We start from the raw sequence: 17,848 nt of genomic DNA, 5'->3' as shown, positions 1-17,848 counted from the left end.
ACTCACAAGGAGAGCGCCATGAGTACCTCAGTCGAGCAGTACAACCCTGCAGGGGAAAGCCTGACCTATGAAATCATTCAAGGCTCCAGTGTCAATGACTACCAGGAAAAGGTCGTGTACACCTATGGCGGTAGTCCTGAGGACTGGCGCAAAGCAATTGGCAACGCCCTTTGGTTCCAGTTCGGTGTTTACGACGACCCACGCTCTGCACAGCCGATCACGCTTGATGAATCGGGCCTGCGTTACTTTGAAAAACAACTGAAACTGGCCGGCCTTGCGCAACCAGGCAACCCTGAAATTAAGCGTATTCTCGATATCGGCTGTGGTTGGGGGACCGTCTTGGTGTATCTAGCTAAGTATTTCCCTGATTGCAGGCACTTGGACGGCATTAATGTCAGCGCACGTCAGCTGGAATACGCAGCCAAACTCCATGCAGATCAAGCTTTATCAGATCGCATTCATTTATATCAATGCAACGCGCAAGACATTGATCTATTACCCTCAATAGAGGAACCCTATGATCTGGTTATTATGCGCGGAGTCATATCTCACTTCCCTAATGATCTATACGAAACAGTAATGAAAAAACTGTCCAAGCAGCTTGCTCCAAACGGTACAATTATCATTTCTGACAACCTCTACAACGTAGAACTTGAAAAATACACTTCCGACACAGCTGACACTGTTGACAGGCTTGCTTGCAAACACCGAAAGACGCCTGAGTACCTCTCGCGGGTAATAAAGCAAAGCGGATTTGCCATCCAGGACATGCGTATACTACCCGATAACGCTGATGCGACGCACTGGCTACTTAATATAAAAACAAACATTGAGAATAACTTTCCTGGCGGCGTAACTGGCGCACTGGAAGAGCTGCACACAACCTGTGAAAGTTTGTCAGTTGCAATAATCAAGAATAAAATTTCGATTTACAGCGTGATACTAAAACCTTACTAAGTTTTTACCTCAGGCCATCCAAGCATTTGTCAATACCTCGGAAAAATCCATGAACAACTCACCTGAAAACTTTGTGCACGCTTTGAAAAACCTACCAAAACCTGGCGATACAATATATCACCCTGACTTTAATTTAACGCTAAAACCTATGTGGCACCCGGATCATGAGGCAGTAACCATGCAGGTCGCACTCACTGACAGCCCCTATATTCTTGCTCACTATGGTAGTCAGAAAGCCGTTGATCACTACTTATCCATGGAAATGACCGCCTATGGTGGTCTCGCATATCCACATACTAAACCTGACAGAATTTACAATTTAGAGCGGATGATGAGTATCACCACGCTGATCGACGATACCACTACCAAGCCCGACATACTCGCCGACCAACAACGGCAAGCTGAACTTCGTCAGCATTATTTCGATGCGATAGCGGGTATCAGGCCTCCTGCGGACTTCCCCATCGCCCAACTACTATATGAGGGATTAGTCCCTATAAAGGACCAGCTATCTTCGAAACCACAGGTGTGGCGTCGCTTGGAAGAGTCGTTAAACACCTTAATCACGAGGCAAACCAACTCCCTGGCGCTTGAGATGGACACGCTCACCTTTGAGCGCTACGTGGAGTTACGGCGCATTGATAATTATGGAGAGTGGGCAGCCATGATGACGGAGTATGCAATCGACGTAGATATGACTGACGCACTGGCTACCGATGAATCGCTCGTTACCGTAAGAACCGCGGCTATCGACTCGATCACATTGGTGAACGACCCTTATTCATTTCGCAAAGAAATACATATCGCCGACTCAGTCAACTCCGTGTGGCTGTTCATGCGCCTTGAGGGGCTCACCCTTCAGCAATCGCTAAATAAACTGGCAGTCATCGTCCAGAACAATGAGAAAAAACTGATTGACGCCCGCGACAGGGTTCTCGCCGGCCCCCTAGGAGAACGCAACGACGTACGACAATACCTTACGGAATTGGAACATCTGGCCTCGGGAAATGCAGAGTTCCATGCTGTCAGCACGCGCTATCACGGAAGCGATTTCAAAGGAAAACGCTTTATCTGCGGGGAAGTGACCATCAGGCCATTGCCTTCTACCGATGAGATCGCAGCTGAAGATATTGCAGAGCAGCAGGCCAGCCGTACGAGATGATTTTCGTCCCACATAGGACTCAACATCGAGGGAAAATGTCATGGACGCCCCTGATCACACCAACGAAACTGATCTGTTGTCGTTTCCTTATCCGGACGGCTGGTTTGTGATCGCCACCGCCGATGAGCTCAGGCCCGGAGCAATCATTACCAAGCCGTTCATGGGTAAAGATGTAGTGCTCTATCGAACAAACACTGGTGTGTTACGCGCAGTTGGCCCCTATTGCCCACACCTCGGCGCCCACCTCGGCGATGGAAAGGTTGAGGGTGAGGATATCGTTTGTCCTTATCACAAGTTCGCTTTCGCACCCGACGGCCGATGCGTACGCACCGGATGTGGGGACAAGCCACCCCAGGCTCGGTTGGACAGTCGACATGTCCGGGATTGGAACGGCCTGATTGCCGTCTGGCAGAGTGCGCACGGGCAGCCCCCAGAATGGGAATTACCAGAATTCGATTGGAGCGGTTATTCCGCGCCCATCCAGGGCCTTCGTGTGCTTCCCGGCAGCGTTCAGAATCCGAGCGAAAATGGCTTTGACCCTGCTCACCTCCAACATCTTCATGGCTGGGAGAACGGGGTCTCAAAACTGCAGAAAAATGAGGGCCATCGGCTTGCTCTAACCACCAGTATAACCTTGAAAGGACTTCCAATACGCATCGACGTAGAGCTCCATGGCCTGGGGTTAATGATAGTAGATGTCAATTTGGAACGTGCTGGAATTCAAGCTAAATTCCTGGTTACACCTGCACAAATCGCCCCGTTGAAATGGACCTATCGAGAAAGCATGAAGCTGCATATCGCCTGGTTACGCAAGTGGCCGTCGTGGGCACGAAAAGCCGCATATGCGCTTCTAGCCCCGGCTGTTTATCATTTGTGGTATGTGCGACAGCTGCAACAAGATATCGACATCTGGGAAAAAAGGAGTTTTATTCGCCACCCGAAACCCTCTGCCACCGACGCACCATTGGTCGCTTACCGGCGCTGGGCAATGCAGTTTTACTCAAGCGGGAAAACCACAGGTTCTGATGCGGCAGTCAGACGCTCTTACATTCCAGAGATATAGCCCGCTCTAGCAAGGGGTAGCCCTCGGCGGCCTTGGAGGCCCCCGGTGTGAACAAAAATCAGGCGCGTGCCGCAAGCAAAGCGTCCGGCCTCGATCTGTTGCTTCAATGCCAGCAGCGCCTTGGCGGTGTAGAGCGGTTCCAGCGGCAACCCGCAGGCCTGTTCAGTGCACTGGATAAACTCGAGCAATACCGGATCGACTTTGGCAAAGCCGCCTCGGCTGGCCTCCAGTAGTTCATAACCGCCCTGCACCAGGGCACTCACATTTCGCGCCACTCCGTGGTCATCCGGTACCGCCATGGCGCCGTAGACCGGATGCGCGCCAGCCTCGGCCAACGCCAACCCGGCCAATGTCGTGCCGGTACCCGCCGCCAACCACCAAGCGTCGTAATCCGCCCAACCGAGGTTGCTCAACTGCACCCGTGCCTGTTCGACCAACACCCCGCAGCCCAGCGCACCAGCCAGCCCACCGCCACCTTCGGGCACCGGATGGAGATGGGGATATTGTTCGCGCCAAGGCAGCCAAAAGCCCGGCTCGTGGCGTGCGCGATAGCCGCCATAACCGAGCCAATGCAGTTGCATGCCGAAGGCCTTGAGGTCGAGCACCGTGGGTGTGTCTTGAGGATGGCCGCGCAACAGGCCGACGGTGGGAAAACCAAAGCGCTTGCCCGCCGCCGCCAATGCGTGCAGATGGTTGGAGTAGGCCCCGCCGAGGCTGATAACCCCTTTGTCGCCGATAGCGCGAGCCTGAGCCAGGTGCTCAGTAAGCTTGAACCATTTGTTGCCGCTGATCAGTGGATCGATACGGTCCAGGCGCAGCACGGCCAGCTCGATGCCGTTCAGCCAATCCAGTTGCAAAGGTTCAAGGGGCGCGTGGGGCAGCCAGTCGAAAGGACCCATGTGGGCGCATCTGCATGAAAAAAGGGGCGGTAGTCTAACACCGCCCCTGTTGTCGCCTTATAACTCGGCGGCCAGGCGCGAGCCCTGGTTGATGGCGCGCTTGGCGTCCAGCTCGGCCGCCACGTCGGCACCGCCGATCAGGTGCACGTTCTGGCCGGCGGCGACCAGGCCATCGTGCAATTCGCGCAGCGGGTCCTGGCCGGCGCAGATGACGATATTGTCCACCGCCAGCACCTGCGGTTCGCCTTCGGCGCCGATGCGGATATGCAAGCCTTGGTCATCGATCTTCAAGTACTCGACACTGTTGAGCATCTGCACCTGCTTGTTCTTCAAGCCGGTACGGTGAATCCAGCCGGTGGTCTTGCCCAGGCCGTCGCCGACCTTGGAGGCCTTGCGTTGCAGCAGGAACACTTCACGGGCCGGTGCATGGCGCTCGGGCTTGATCCCTGCCACACCGCCACGCGCTTGCAACTGGATGTCGATGCCCCATTCTTTCCAGAACGCCTCGCGATCCAGGCTGGTGGACACGCCCTGGTGTACGAGGAATTCCGACACGTCAAAGCCGATGCCGCCTGCGCCAATCACCGCTACGCGCTTGCCCACCGGCTTGCGCTCAAGGATCACGTCCAGGTAACTCAAGACCTTGGCGTTTTCGACGCCCGGGATCGCCGGGGTGCGTGGCGCGATACCGGTGGCCAGGATTACCTCGTCATAACCACCCGCCACCAGTTGCTCGACATTCACGCGAGTATTCAGGCACAGCTCGACGTGCGTGGTCTGCAATTTGCGCTTGAAGTAACGCAGGGTTTCAAAGAACTCTTCCTTGCCCGGCACGCGCTTGGCGATATTGAACTGGCCGCCGATCTCGCTGGCGGAATCAAACAAGGTCACCTGGTGCCCGCGCTCGGCGGCCACGGTGGCAGCGGCCAGGCCCGCAGGGCCAGCACCGACGACCGCGATTTTCTTGATCTGCTTGACCGGTAAATAATTGAGCTCGGTTTCATAGCAGGCCCGCGGGTTGACCAGGCAGGTGGTCAGCTTGCCGCCGAAGGTGTGGTCCAGGCACGCCTGGTTGCAGCCGATGCAGGTGTTGATTTCATCAGCACGCCCGGCCGCGGCCTTGTTGACGAACTCCGGGTCGGCGAGAAACGGGCGCGCCATCGAGACCATATCGGCATCGCCTTCGGCCAGGATCCGCTCGGCGACTTCCGGGGTATTGATGCGGTTGGTGGTGATCAGCGGGATCTGCACCGCGCCGCGCAATTTGGCCGTGACTTTGCTGAACGCGCCACGGGGCACCTTGGTGGCGATCGTCGGGATACGCGCTTCGTGCCAACCGATACCGGTGTTGATAATGGTCGCGCCGGCCTGCTCGATAGCCTTGGCCAACTGCACGACTTCTTCCCAGACGCTGCCACCTTCCACCAGGTCGAGCATCGACAAGCGGAAGATAATGATGAAATTCGGGCCTACCGCTTCACGCACACGGCGCACGATTTCCACCGCCAGGCGCATGCGATTTTCAAAGCTGCCGCCCCAGCGGTCGGTGCGGTGGTTGGTGTGGGCAGCGAGGAACTGGTTAATGAAGTAGCCTTCCGAGCCCATGATTTCCACGCCGTCGTATTCGGCGACCTGAGCCAGCAACGAGCAGGTGACGAAATCCTGGATCTGCTTCTCGATGCCCTCTTCATCCAGCTCCCTGGGCTTGAACGGGTTGATCGGCGCCTGGATCGCGCTGGGTGCCACCTGCTTGGGGCTGTAGGCGTAGCGCCCGGCATGGAGGATCTGCATGCAGATCTTGCCACCCGCCTCGTGCACGGCCTGGGTGACAATCTTGTGTTTCTGCGCTTCTTCGTCAGTGGTCAGCTTGGCGGCACCGGCGTACACACCGCCCTCATCATTCGGACCAATGCCACCAGTGACCATCAGGCCCACGCCGCCACGGGCGCGCTCGGCAAAGTAGGCCGCCATGCGCTCGAAACCACCGGGTTTTTCTTCCAGGCCAGTGTGCATCGAGCCCATCAGGGTACGGTTGCGCAAGGTGGTGAAACCCAGGTCCAACGGGGCCAGCAGGTGCGGGTAGGCAGCAGCGGTCATGGTACAGCTCCACAACGGATCATCACGGGACGTGGCGCACTCGAACGGCGTGCCATCGGTTTATGTCCCACAGACTAAGAGCCAGTGGACCACCGCTCAATGACTGAAACTGACAAGTTATTGATCCAAATGCACAGCGCCCCTTGGCAAGCCGCGCCATGGGCCCTACCCTAGTCGCGAACCCTGTACCTGGTCTGTTGTCTGTTGCCCATGCGTAAACTTCTAGCGTTCACCGTCACCATGGCCCTGGTTGCCGCCCTCGCCGCGTATCTGGTCTGGACCCAGGAGCGCCCCGTGGCGCATTACCTGTCAGACCTGCGCATCACCCTCGCCGTCAATGAGGGCCAGCCGGCCGAGCGTGGCAACCTGCTGGGCATCCAGCCGGAGCTGTTCCCCGCCGACTACCAGAGCCTGGAACGCCTGCACCTGAAACTGGCGGCCTACCTGCAAAACGCGCGTAACCTGGGCCTGATCAACCCCAAGACCATCGTGGTGCTGCCCGAACATATCGGCACCTGGCTGATGCTCAGTGGCGAAAAAAACGAGCTGTACCAGGCCGCGCATCTGAAGGACGCCATGCACTGGCTGTCGATCAGCAACCCGCTGCCCTTCATGCGCGCCTGGATCAGCGCCACCGGTGACAACCGCATGGACGACGCGTATTTGCGCATGAAAGCCCCGGCCATGGCGCAAGACTACCAAGTGCTGTTCGGCGGCCTGGCCAAGGAGTTCGGCGTGACCCTGGTGGCCGGTTCCATCGCCCTGCCCAACCCGACTGTCAGCCAGGGGGTGCTGCAGGTAGGCCACGGCGCGCTGTACAACGCCAGCCTGGTGTTTGCCGCCGATGGCTTGCCATTGGGCCAGCCGCAGCGCCAGCTCTACCCGATCTACGATGAACGCGGATTTATCGCGCCAGGAGATGAAAACACCCTCAGCGTGGTCGACACGCCCGCCGGGCGCCTGGGCATTCTGGTAGGCAGCGACAGCTGGTACCCGGACAACTACCGCAAGCTCAACGAACAGGGTGCGCAACTGGTCGCGGTGCCAGCCTTTGTCACCGGGCGCGACACCTGGGACCGCCCATGGCGTGGCTTCAAGAGCGTGTCGACGCCTGCTGAAGTCAGCCTCAAGCCCGAAGAAACCAGCGAGGGCGCCGCCTGGCGCCGCCTGACCCTGATCAGCCAGCAACCCGTCAGCCAAGCCACGGCGGGCATGAGCGTATTTTTACGTGGGCAGTTCTGGGACCTGGGCAGCGCCGGCCAGAGCTTTCTCAGCAGCAACGGGCAAGTGTTCGCCGACAGCGATGCCCGCGGTGCGCGCCTGCTGAACATCTGGTTGTAGCCCTTGAAGCCGGTGCGCCTGGGGGATCTGTCGGTGGGCTTCGTGCACACCCTGGCCGACGCCATCCACAGCCACGGCCTGGACCCGCAACCGCTGCTGCTGCAATACGGCCTCGATCCGGCGCGCCTGGCCGAGGCCGGCGCACGCTTATCAATCCCGCGCTATATGCGCCTGGGTCACGCGGCCATCCAACTGACCGGCGACCCGGGCCTGGGCCTGCGCATGGGCCAGCTCAGTCGCTTGAGCCAGGCTGGCCTTGCCGGCGTCACCGCCGCCCAGGCACCCAATGTGCGCGAAGCAGCGCGCGCACTGACACGCTTTGAAGCGCTGTACGGCTCCAATTATCGCGGGCAATCGAGTTTTCACGAGGATGCCAAGGGCGCTTGGCTGCGGTTCTATTCCATCAGTCCCTACAACGCCTATAACCGCTTTGTCGTCGATTCGATCATCGCCGGTTGGCTGCAGCAACTGTCTGGCCTGGCGCAGCAGCCGGTGCAGGCGCAACGGATCGAAATCGAATTCCAAGCGCCGGACTACCACGAACAATACAGCGTGCTGGGAGACGGCCTGGTGCACTTCGGCGCCGACGCCAATCAACTGCGCCTCAGCCAACCGACCCTGGCCCTGCGCAACCCACAGCATTGCCCCAGCACCTGGCACCTGTTGTTGCAGTTGTGTGAGAGAGAGTTGGAGCAGTTGACCCGCACCCGCAGCCTGCGCGAACGCATTACCCAGTTGCTCGGGCCGATGCTCAATGGGGGCCGGGAGCCCGACCTGGAAGAGGTGGCGGCACGCTTGAAGCTGCCGACCTGGACGCTGCGGCGCAAACTGGCCGAGGAAGGCACGCAATTTCGCGCCATTCTCAACGACACCCGCCGCGACCTGGCCATGACCTACATTCGCGATACGGAGCTGGCATTCGGCGAAATCGCCTACTTGCTCGGTTTTGCTTCGGCCCAAGCCTTCCAGCGGGCCTTCAGGCGCTGGAACAACCAGACCCCAGGGGAATTTCGCCGCAGTCAGCGGCATTCCACCTGAAGTCGGTTTTACAGCTCGGTGGCATCGTCGGCGGGATCCAGGGGATCCAGCTCGAATGCCTGGTACTCCAGCAATTCTTCCTGGTATTCGTCCATGGTGAACTCCTTCTTGAATTGAAATCGATTGCAGATAAATGACCAGCGAACCCAGCCTAAAGTGCCGTCATGACGAAAAAATGTCGACGTGATGACATTCCGGCATTTCAAGGTTAAACGCGCCAGGGTCGGGATGATTTAACCGCGAGGCTTTTCAAGTGCAATTGCAATCATTGCAAATGCAACCACATTTCCATTAGGGTACGAGCATCCGTTGAAAGGAGCTTCGCCCCATGCCTGCTTCCACCGCGCATTCTGCGCTGCGCTGCATCGACGCACTCGACACCGCCGCCAGCCCGGGCAGCTCGCCGTTGTATACGGTCATGACCATGGCCAATACCCTGGAATCCAGCCGAGAAGCCTGGGTGATCCGCGGCCAGTCACGCAGCCGCCGCGTGGGCAACTGGCCCACTTGGTTTGCACGCAATCGCGGCGAAAAACCTTTGCTCTACCTGCACAGCGCGACATCGTCGGCACAGCTGTGTGCACTGTCGGACCAGACCGCCCAGCGCGGCATCTTGTGCAATGACATCGAAAACCAGCCCTCCCCATGGCCCAAGGGCGCGCACCCGTCGCTGCCGTTGTGGCTGGCGACCCATCCACGCTGCACACCCTACGATCCCGCCTCGGGTGACGAAGCCCGGGCGATTGTGCTGGCGGGGCTGCGCACGCTGTACGTCGACGGGCAGCCGGGCTTTTATTACCTGGCGCTGCATGATCAGGACGCTAGCACCACGCTGGATAGTCAGGACCGTGCAGACGCCCACAAAGGCATGTATCCGATCCAACGTGGCCAAGTGGGAGATGTGCGCCTGCTCGGCGCTGGCCGGGCGCTTGAAGAAGTCATGCTCGCCGCTCGGTTGCTGGCACAGGACTGGAATATCACGGCGCAGGTATGGAGCTGCCCCAGCTACACACGGCTGGCCCGTGAGGCGGCGGCGGCCGAGCGCTGGAATCGCTTGCACCCCCTGGCCCCCAGGCGCAGTTGCCACCTGCGTGAGTGCCTGGCGGGAAATACAGCGCCGGTGATTGCAGTGACCGGCTATCCGCAGGCGATTGTCGATCAGTTGAGGGCGCACGTGGATACGCGGTTTATAGCGTTGGGCGCGGGATCGGTGCAGGCGACGGCGCCGAGCCGGTATTGGGTGGTGGTATCGGCGCTCAGGGCGTTGGCGGAACAAGGACGGATCGATGCACTAGACGTGAAGAAGGCAATGGCCCGCTACCCACTTGGATGAGCTGGAATGTTCGGGCTTGCATTGGCTTTTCATTGTTGCTCAGCGCTTGCCGCGGCTGCGGGTCGGCACGCCCGCCGCCATCGCAAGTCCGGCGGTGCGCTCCAGGGCATCGGCAAACGCCTGGCGTTGCCCGGGTTCGATCTGCGACAGGAACAGCTCGTCCACGGTGCTTTCGTAGATCTTCCACATTTTTTTGCGCAACACCCGGCCGGCGTCCGTGATCGAGGCAAACGCCGCACGACCGTCGCCGTCGGAACGCGAGCGCACCACCAGGCCTTCCTTTTCCAGGCGGTCTACCAGACGCGTGAGGTTGTAGCGCTCGATGGCCAGCACATCGGCCAATTCGTGCATGCGACGGGTACCGTCGGGCCCGCTCTCCAGGCCCCACAAGGCGTCGTACCAGGCATACGGCGGCAGATCGACCGCGGCCAGCCGCCGCTCGATTTCACGGATGACCGTCCTGTGGGCCCTGACAAAACGGAACCAGACATCCGGTTCTTTCGACGACATGCAACACCATCCGGGGGATTTCAAGAAGGTTGCAATAGTAGCTCATCCCGCGCTAGATTCCGTCATGTAGTTGCAATTGCAACTACATTGGCGTCACTCCCACAAGGAGCTCACCGCTTGAATCTGCCTACCCTGGAGCCTCACATGACCTCGAATAACACAGCAAGACTCGACGATGATCCACAGGAAACCCGCGAATGGCTGGAGTCCATCGAATCGGTGCTATCCACCGAAGGCCGCCCCCGCGCCCATTACCTGATCGATCAGTTGCTGGATTTCGACGTTGCGCGCCATGGCGACTTCTACGGGCGGGTCACCACTCCCTACGTCAACAGCATCCCGGTCGAACGCCAACTGCCCTACCCCGGCAACCTGGATATCGAGCGTCGCACCAATGCGTTTATCCGCTGGAACGCCATGGCCATGGTCTTGCGCGCAGGCAAACACTCAGGTGTGGGTGGGCATATCGCCACCTATGCATCAGCGGCGGTGTTGTATGACGTCGGCTTCGATCATTTTTTCCGTGGCCGAACCGACACCTTCGATGGCGACCTGGTGTACATCCAAGGCCACTCCTCCCCAGGCATCTACGGCCGCGCCTACCTGGAAGGCCGCATCAGTGAAGCCCAGCTCGACAACTTCCGCCGCGAGGCCGGCGGCGAGGGACTGTCGTCCTACCCTCACCCACGGCTGATGCCCGATTTCTGGCAATTTCCCACCGTGTCCATGGGCCTTGGGCCGATTACCGCCGCCTACCAGGCGCGGTTCATGCGTTACCTGGAGTTTCGCGCCCTCAAGCAACACCAGGGCCGCAAGGTCTGGGCCTTCCTCGGCGATGGCGAAATGGACCAGCCGGAATCCCTGGCTGCCATCTCCCTGGCAGGCCGCGAAAAACTCGACAACCTGATCTTCGTGGTCAACTGCAACCTGCAACGCTTGGACGGCCCGGTGCGCGGCAATGCCAAGGTGATTCAAGAGTTCGAGAGCCTGTATCGCGCCGCCGGTTGGAATGTGATCAAGGTGATCTGGGGAGGCGGTTGGGACGCACTGCTGGAAAAGGACCAAAGCGGCCTGCTGCGCCAACGCATGATGGAGTGCGTGGACGGCGACTATCAGAACTACAAATCCCAGAATGGCGCTTATGTGCGTGAACACTTCTTTGGCAAATACCCGGAGTTGCTGGCGCTGGTTGCGGACATGTCCGACGACGATATCTGGAAACTCTCACGGGGCGGGCATGACCCGGACAAGGTCTACAACGCCTACGCCGCCGCCGTGCGCCACAAGGGCCAGCCCACGGTGATCCTGGCCAAGACCGTGAAGGGTTTTGGCATGGGTGAAGCCGGCGAAGGCCAGAACATCAACCATCAGCTGAAGAAGATGGGCGCCGAGGCGGTAAAAGCCTTTCGCGACCGCTTCGGCCTGGAAGTCGCCGATGACCGGCTCGACGAAATCCCTTACCTCAAACCCGCCGCCGACAGCGAAGAAGCTCGCTACTTCGCCGCAAGACGCCAAGCCCTGGGCGGCTATGTACCGGCGCGCCACACGGCTGCCGCCCCCCTGCAGATCCCCGAACTGAGCGCGTTTGCCACCCAACTCAAAGACACCGGCGAACGCGCCATCTCCACCACCATGGCCTTTGTGCGCATCCTCGGCACCCTGCTCAAGGACCCGCACCTGGGCAAGCTGATCGTGCCCATCGTGCCGGATGAGTCGCGTACCTTCGGCATGGAAAGCCTGTTTCGCCAGATCGGCATCCACTCCGCCGTCGGGCAGCTCTATACCCCACAGGACGCTGGGCAATTGAGCTACTACAAGGAGAGCAAGGATGGACAGATCATGCAGGAAGGGCTGAATGAATCCGGCGCCATTTCTTCGTGGATCGCGGCGAGTACGTCCTACAGCAATCATGGCCTGATGACTGTGCCGTTCTACATTTTCTATTCGATGTTCGGCTTCCAGCGCGTTGGCGACCTGGCCTGGGCCGCAGGTGATGCGCGTGCGCGCGGCTTCCTGCTGGGTGCCACGGCCGGGCGCACCACGCTGATGGGCGAAGGCTTGCAGCACGACGACGGGCACAGTCATATCCTGGCGTCGGTGATTCCGTGCTGCGTGGCCTATGACCCAACGTTTGCCTACGAGCTGGCGGTGATTATTCGCGAGGGCATGCGGCGCATGTATGTCGAGCAAGAGGACATCTATTACTACATCACCCTGCTCAACGAAAATTACCCGCACCCAGCGATGCCCGAAGGCGTTGAAGAAGGAATCCTCAAGGGCATGTATCCGCTGAGCACCCACCCGCAAGCGCAGGTGCAGCTGATGGGCAGCGGCTCGATCTTGCGCGAAGTGATCGCCGCAGCCGAGTTGCTCGCCAAGGATTTCGCCGTGCACAGCGATGTCTGGAGCGTCACCAGCCTGACCGAGCTGCGCCGTGACGGACACGCCGCCGAGCGCTGGAACCTGCTGCACCCGCAAAGCGAGCCGCGCCAGAGCTATGTCGAAAGCTGCCTCGCCGGAAAAACCGGAGCAGTGGTGGTAGCGACCGACTACATGAAGTTATTCGCCGACCAGATTCGCCCTTTCGTGCACGGTCGCCGTTTCGTCGCACTGGGCACCGACGGGTTCGGGCAGTCGGATACCCGCGAAACATTGCGCGAGTTTTTCGAGGTCGACCGCCACTTCATTGTTCTGGCGTCCTTGAAAGCACTGGCGGATGACGGTGTGATTGGCCGGGACAAAATCGCCCTGGCCATCAGCCGCTACGGGATCAACGTCGACAAGGTGGATCCCGTAGCCGTCTGAGTCACTGCGCAGGCGCTGGCAGGGGCGGAATCGCCTCTGTCGGTGCCGGCAGGCTGGGGTTGCTCGGCGCCGGCGCAGGCTCGGTTACCGGTGTCGAGGCCGGCGCAGGTTCCGAGGTCGGCTCTGGGATCGGCGCGATCGGCGCGGCCTCAGGTGGCGGCGCAAGAGGTTGCGCGGCGGCAGGCTGCGGTGTGTCCTGCGGCGCCTCGACCTTCTCGGCTACCGGAGCGGCCTTGGGTTCGGGCATGCCCAGGTCAGCCTTGGGCTTTTCGGGAATATGCTCGGCCTGCTTCACCTCCTGGGGCAGGAACACATCCACCAGGGCGAAGTACCGTTCGTAGAACTTCGGCGCCGAGACGGTCTCACTCGCCACCTTCACCATCGAGTCATCGGTGGAGCCAATCGGCATCGACACCGAACCCAGTACACCCACGCCCAGGCTGGCGGAGTTGTTGACCTTCTTCAACGCATAGCGATCCTGCAAGGCATTGGCAAACATCGTCGAGTGATGGCTGCCCTTGCCATCTGCGGCACACACCACATTGAAGCTGATCTGCAGGTGGGTCTCGCCGGTCTGCTGGAAACTCTTGTTGCCGGCCACCAGTTTCGGATCGCTGCTGGTGATGATGTAACCCTGGCTCAGCAACGCACGGCGCGCCGCTTCACAGGCGGCCACGTCGCTGACCGGGTAGTCACGGGAAAACGTACCGGAGTCATCGAAATTCTCGTGTTCATAGATAGCGGTCTTGGGTGACGAGCAACCCGCTGCGCCCGCCAGCACCAGCGCCAACCCGAGGCTGCGCAAGTGAAATGATGTCGACATTGAAAATCCTGAGGAAAACGGTCCGGACGGTATTGTGCAACAGAACGAGCCTTGGAGGCGCGCATTCCTGTCGGTAAAACGTCACCGGCTCAGGGAACCGCGTCGGTAGGAAAAAGCCCGGCACACATATGGTCGATGAATACCCGCAGTTTGGCCGAGGCATGGCGACTGGCCGGCCACAACAACCAGAAACTGCCGCGGTGCTCGAGATGCTCGTCCAGCACTCGCTGTAATTGCCCCTTGCTTACCGCCTGGTTGACCATGTAGTCCGGCAGGCATGCAATACCGAGACCTTCCTGCACCACATGATAGAGCGACTCGATGGTGGTACTAACCAATGGCGTGCGCAGGCTCGGCTCCGTTGAGCCCGGAACCTGACGCAGGGGCCAGGGCTCCAGCTTGCCGGTGGCGCAGAATTTATGCCGCAGGCAGGCGTGGTGATCCAGGTGTTGCGGCTGACTTGGAATGCCGTGCTGCTCAAAGTAGCCGGGTGTGCCGACGAGGACCAATTGGTAGTGCCCCAGATGGCGCGCCATCAAGCGCGAATCTTCCGGTTTGCCGGTGCGAATCACCGCATCGAAGCCCTCTTCGATCACGTCCACCATGCGGTCGGAAAAATCCACGTCCAACTCGATTTCAGGGTAGGCACGCATAAAGTCGCTGATCACCGGCATCAACAAACCACGCACCTGGGGCACGCTGATACGCAACTTACCCCGAGGCGTGGCGCTGGCCTGGGTCAATTCCTGTTCGGCCGCCTCCACTTCCGCCAGGATGCGTCGCGAGCGCTCCAGGAACAGCCCGCCCTCACTGGTCAGGGTGATACTGCGGGTGCTGCGATGAAACAGCCTGACACCCAGGCGCTCTTCCATCCGCGCGATACTTTTGCCTACCGCCGAAGATGACACACCCAATATCCGACCCGCCGCGGTAAAGCTGCGTGTGTCCGCGACCTGTACGAATACCGAGAGACTGCCGAGGTTGTCCATGGTGATGCCTTGGCTGATTAAGGACAACAACGTCCGATAAGTTCGGAACCTTAGCCTGTTTTTCCGCACGCCGCAGCCCCCTACCCTGTCTCCTTGCCCCTTCAAGGAGAACCCCATGAACGACAGCCCTTTATTGGTCGGTACTGCCCCCCAGCATGAGGCCCTACCCCTGGCAGGCTTGCTGGCCCTGGCCTCGGCTGGCTTTATCACCATTCTTACCGAAGCGATGCCCGCCGGATTGCTGCCGCAAATGAGTGCAGGGCTGGGCGTGTCCCAGGCCCTGGTCGGGCAGTTGGTGACGCTCTACGCCCTCGGCTCGTTACTTGCGGCCATCCCCCTGACGCTGCTGACCCGGGGCTGGCGCAGACGTCCCCTGCTATTGATTGCCATTGGCGGCTTTGCCTTGGTCAACAGTGTTACCGCGTTTTCCAGCCACTACGGCCTGACCTTGATCGCACGCTTTTTCGCGGGTGTGTTCGCTGGGCTGCTGTGGGCACTGCTGGCGGGTTACGCCAGCCGCATGGTTGCGCCGCACCTGCAGGGCCGGGCGATTGCCGTGGCCATGCTGGGCGCGCCGCTGGCCTTGTCCCTCGGCGTACCTGCCGGCACGTTGCTGGGTACGCTGGTCGGTTGGCGCACCAGTTTCGCCATCATGACCGGCCTGACCCTGTTACTGCTGGTATGGGCGCGCTGGCAACTGCCGGACTTCGCCGGTGAACCGGCAAGCAAGCGCCTGGGCTTGCATAAGGTACTGACCTTACCGGGCATACGTCCGGTGCTGTGGGTGACCCTTACCTACGTGTTGGCCCACAACATCCTCTACACCTACATCGCGCCGCTCCTGGTGCCGGCCGGGATTGGCGGCGACATCGACAGGGTATTGCTCGTGTTCGGCTTGATGTCCTTGTTGAGCATCTGGCTGGTAGGCATCTGGATTGACCGGCATCTACGGCTACTGACCCTCATCAGTTGTGCGATGTTCGCCGTGGCCGCCTTGCTGCTTGGCCTCTGGATCAGCTCGCCAATCAGCCTCTACATCAGCGTGGCGTTGTGGGGCCTGGCGTTCGGTGGCCTCGCGGCCCTGTTGCAAACCGCCCTGGCCAGGGCGGCGGGCCACTCGGCCGATGCCGCGCAATCAATGCTGGTCACAGTGTGGAACCTGGGCATTGCCGGGGGAGGATTGGCAGGTGGTTTGTTGCTGCAAAGTTTCGGTGTCGAGGTATTCCCATGGGCAGTTTTAGGCCTGATGGCCCTGGCGGTGGGCGCAATCCTGGGTAAGACAAAGCACGCACCATGACAAGTTTGTTTACAACTTATTCATCAGCTTCCTATCATCCCCCTGGGTGCGTCGCTGCATAAAGTACGGCGCAGGTTAAAAGCCAAGCATTGGTCGGGCCGCCAATGGAGATTTGTCGTGCCTGATAAACACCCTGCGATCCCTCGCCCTCAACGTCTGGCTGAGGGCGCGCTGTCTGCCCTTGAGCGCTTTTCCCGTATCGAAGCCGTCAGCGGTATCGTCCTGCTGCTGGCGGCCATTGCGGCGCTGATCTGGGCCAACAGCCCCGCCGCGGCGACCTACGAGCACTTCTGGAACACGCCCATCACCCTGGGGCTGGGCGACTACAGCGTCTCACGCTCCCTGCACTTTCTGGTCAATGATGGGCTGATGACCATCTTCTTCCTGGTGGTCGGCGCCGAGATCCGCCAGGAAATCAAGGACGGTGCCCTCGCCAACCTCAAGCTCGCCACGCTGCCGCTGGGCGCGGCGTTGGGCGGCGTGCTGATGCCAGCGCTCATCTACACCCTGCTCAACCACGGCACTGCCGCCGCGAGTGGCTGGGCCGTGCCCACCGCGACCGACATCGCCTTTGCCGTGGGCGTGCTGGCGTTGCTGGGCAAATCGATTCCCAGTGGCGTGCGTATTCTGCTGCTGGCCCTGGCGATCATCGATGACATCGTGGCGATCCTGATCATCGCGATCTTCTTCACCGCCAGCCTCGACTACATGGGTTTGGTGATTGCTGCAGGCGGGCTGGCCCTGGTGCTGGTGTTTCAGCGCATGGGCATCGGCAAGGCCGCGATCTATCTGCTGCCAGGCGCGATTGTCTGGTTTGGCCTGCTCAAGACCGGCGTGCACCCTACCCTCGCCGGGGTCATCCTTGGCTTGATGACGCCGGTCAATTCCAAGCCCACCACTGAACGTCCGCTGGAGACCATCGAACGCACGTTCAACGAACTGATGGAGCGTTTCTCGCAATCGTCAGAAGGCCCCCAACAGGTTGCCCAGCCCCTCAAGCAACTGCGCGAAGCCCAACGGGAAATATTAACGCCGGTACAACGGGTGCAATCGGCACTGCACCCATGGGTAGCGTTCGGCGTGATGCCGCTGTTCGCGCTGGCCAATGCCGGAGTGAGCCTGGACGGTTTCAACCTGGATGATCCGTTGGCCCACGGTGTGTTTATGGGTGTCATTTTCGCCCTGGTGCTCGGCAAGCCGTTGGGCGTGATGCTGGCGAGCCTGGCGCTGGTCAAGCTCAATATCTGCAAGCTGCCCGATGGGGTGACCTGGACGGGGGTGGGCCTGGTCGGCCTGTTGGCGGGGATCGGTTTCACCATGTCGATCTTTATCTCCTCCCTGGCCTTCTCCGACCCGGCCCTGCTGTCGGCTGCCAAGCTGAGTGTATTGGCCGCTTCGACCCTGGCGGCGTTGATCGGCCTGACCTGGGGCAAGCTCAAGTTCGCCGGCAAGCCTACTTAAGGCGAGTTCAGCAGCGCGTTATCGAGGGCAAAAAAAGACCCCGGCCTTTTCAGGACGGGGTCTTTTTATTCAG

The 17,848-nt window shown here is 60.0% G+C and carries 15 protein-coding genes; 9 read left to right on the top strand and 6 right to left on the bottom strand.

Annotated elements, in window-relative coordinates; translation table 11 throughout:
- Positions 1–18 precede the first annotated feature (18 nt).
- From BLU48_RS06695 to BLU48_RS06685, 3 genes are read left to right on the top strand one after another with little or no spacing between them, the layout of a single operon-like run.
- Complete coding sequence (locus BLU48_RS06695) at positions 19–957, top strand: SAM-dependent methyltransferase (protein ID WP_057025241.1); 939 nt, start codon at positions 19–21, stop codon at positions 955–957.
- 49 nt (positions 958–1,006) lie between these two features.
- Complete coding sequence (locus BLU48_RS06690; protein ID WP_124356200.1) at positions 1,007–2,119, top strand: terpene synthase family protein; 1,113 nt, start codon at positions 1,007–1,009, stop codon at positions 2,117–2,119.
- 40 nt (positions 2,120–2,159) lie between these two features.
- The gene (locus BLU48_RS06685; RefSeq protein WP_057025239.1) at positions 2,160–3,182 is read left to right on the top strand and encodes a Rieske 2Fe-2S domain-containing protein; all 1,023 of its coding nucleotides are present in this window, start codon (positions 2,160–2,162) and stop codon (positions 3,180–3,182) included.
- Here the strand turns inward: BLU48_RS06685 and BLU48_RS06680 are convergent.
- Together BLU48_RS06680 and BLU48_RS06675 are read right to left on the bottom strand one after the other, a co-directional pair.
- On the bottom strand, positions 3,164–4,081 hold the full coding sequence (locus BLU48_RS06680) for a 1-aminocyclopropane-1-carboxylate deaminase/D-cysteine desulfhydrase (RefSeq protein ID WP_057025238.1): 918 nt from the start codon (positions 4,079–4,081) through the stop codon (positions 3,164–3,166). The genes BLU48_RS06685 and BLU48_RS06680 overlap by 19 nt on opposite strands.
- Positions 4,082–4,138: 57 nt before the next feature.
- Positions 4,139–6,178, bottom strand: coding sequence for an NADPH-dependent 2,4-dienoyl-CoA reductase (locus tag BLU48_RS06675; RefSeq protein WP_057025237.1), 2,040 nt, complete (start codon positions 6,176–6,178; stop codon positions 4,139–4,141).
- 210 nt (positions 6,179–6,388) lie between these two features.
- On the opposite strand from BLU48_RS06675, the gene BLU48_RS06670 reads away from it, so the two are divergent.
- Both BLU48_RS06670 and BLU48_RS06665 read left to right on the top strand, forming a co-directional pair.
- Entirely contained in the window at positions 6,389–7,519 is a 1,131-nt protein-coding gene (locus BLU48_RS06670) for a carbon-nitrogen hydrolase family protein (RefSeq protein WP_057025236.1), read from the top strand.
- 3 nt (positions 7,520–7,522) lie between these two features.
- Complete coding sequence (locus tag BLU48_RS06665) at positions 7,523–8,557, top strand: AraC family transcriptional regulator (RefSeq protein ID WP_057025235.1); 1,035 nt, start codon at positions 7,523–7,525, stop codon at positions 8,555–8,557.
- Between the two features lie 8 nt (positions 8,558–8,565).
- Here the strand turns inward: BLU48_RS06665 and BLU48_RS31635 are convergent, their stop codons facing one another.
- The gene (locus BLU48_RS31635) at positions 8,566–8,763 is read right to left on the bottom strand and encodes a hypothetical protein (protein WP_124356201.1); all 198 of its coding nucleotides are present in this window, start codon (positions 8,761–8,763) and stop codon (positions 8,566–8,568) included.
- A gap of 122 nt (positions 8,764–8,885) precedes the next feature.
- Between BLU48_RS31635 and BLU48_RS06660 the strand changes: the two genes are divergently transcribed.
- Positions 8,886–9,890 carry a transketolase-like TK C-terminal-containing protein gene (locus BLU48_RS06660; RefSeq protein ID WP_057025234.1) on the top strand — a complete coding sequence of 335 codons (1,005 nt, stop codon included), beginning with the start codon at positions 8,886–8,888 and terminating at the stop codon, positions 9,888–9,890.
- Positions 9,891–9,929: 39 nt separating this feature from the next.
- On the opposite strand, the gene BLU48_RS06655 is transcribed toward BLU48_RS06660, so the two are convergent.
- A complete protein-coding gene (locus tag BLU48_RS06655; RefSeq protein ID WP_057025233.1) occupies positions 9,930–10,400 on the bottom strand; it encodes a MarR family winged helix-turn-helix transcriptional regulator in 471 nt (156 codons plus the stop codon).
- A gap of 144 nt (positions 10,401–10,544) precedes the next feature.
- Here BLU48_RS06655 and aceE point away from each other — a divergent pair, with 144 nt between their 5' ends.
- A complete protein-coding gene (gene aceE, locus BLU48_RS06650; protein ID WP_057025232.1) occupies positions 10,545–13,205 on the top strand; it encodes a pyruvate dehydrogenase (acetyl-transferring), homodimeric type in 2,661 nt (886 codons plus the stop codon).
- Position 13,206: 1 nt separating this feature from the next.
- On the opposite strand, the gene BLU48_RS06645 is transcribed toward aceE, so the two are convergent.
- On the bottom strand, positions 13,207–14,028 hold the full coding sequence (locus BLU48_RS06645; protein ID WP_057025231.1) for a DUF2242 domain-containing protein: 822 nt from the start codon (positions 14,026–14,028) through the stop codon (positions 13,207–13,209).
- Positions 14,029–14,117: 89 nt separating this feature from the next.
- A complete protein-coding gene (locus BLU48_RS06640) occupies positions 14,118–15,017 on the bottom strand; it encodes a LysR family transcriptional regulator (protein ID WP_057025230.1) in 900 nt (299 codons plus the stop codon).
- A gap of 115 nt (positions 15,018–15,132) precedes the next feature.
- Between BLU48_RS06640 and BLU48_RS06635 the strand changes: the two genes are divergently transcribed.
- On the top strand, positions 15,133–16,314 hold the full coding sequence (locus tag BLU48_RS06635) for an MFS transporter (protein ID WP_057025229.1): 1,182 nt from the start codon (positions 15,133–15,135) through the stop codon (positions 16,312–16,314).
- A gap of 117 nt (positions 16,315–16,431) precedes the next feature.
- The gene (gene nhaA, locus BLU48_RS06630; protein ID WP_057025228.1) at positions 16,432–17,775 is read left to right on the top strand and encodes a Na+/H+ antiporter NhaA; all 1,344 of its coding nucleotides are present in this window, start codon (positions 16,432–16,434) and stop codon (positions 17,773–17,775) included.
- Positions 17,776–17,848 lie beyond the last annotated feature (73 nt).

Origin of the sequence: Pseudomonas synxantha (assembly GCF_900105675.1) — a bacterium.
In the GTDB taxonomy this organism is placed as follows: domain Bacteria; phylum Pseudomonadota; class Gammaproteobacteria; order Pseudomonadales; family Pseudomonadaceae; genus Aquipseudomonas; species Aquipseudomonas synxantha.
The sequence above is the reverse complement of the archived record's forward strand: the minus strand, read 5'-3'. Positions and strand labels throughout refer to the sequence as shown.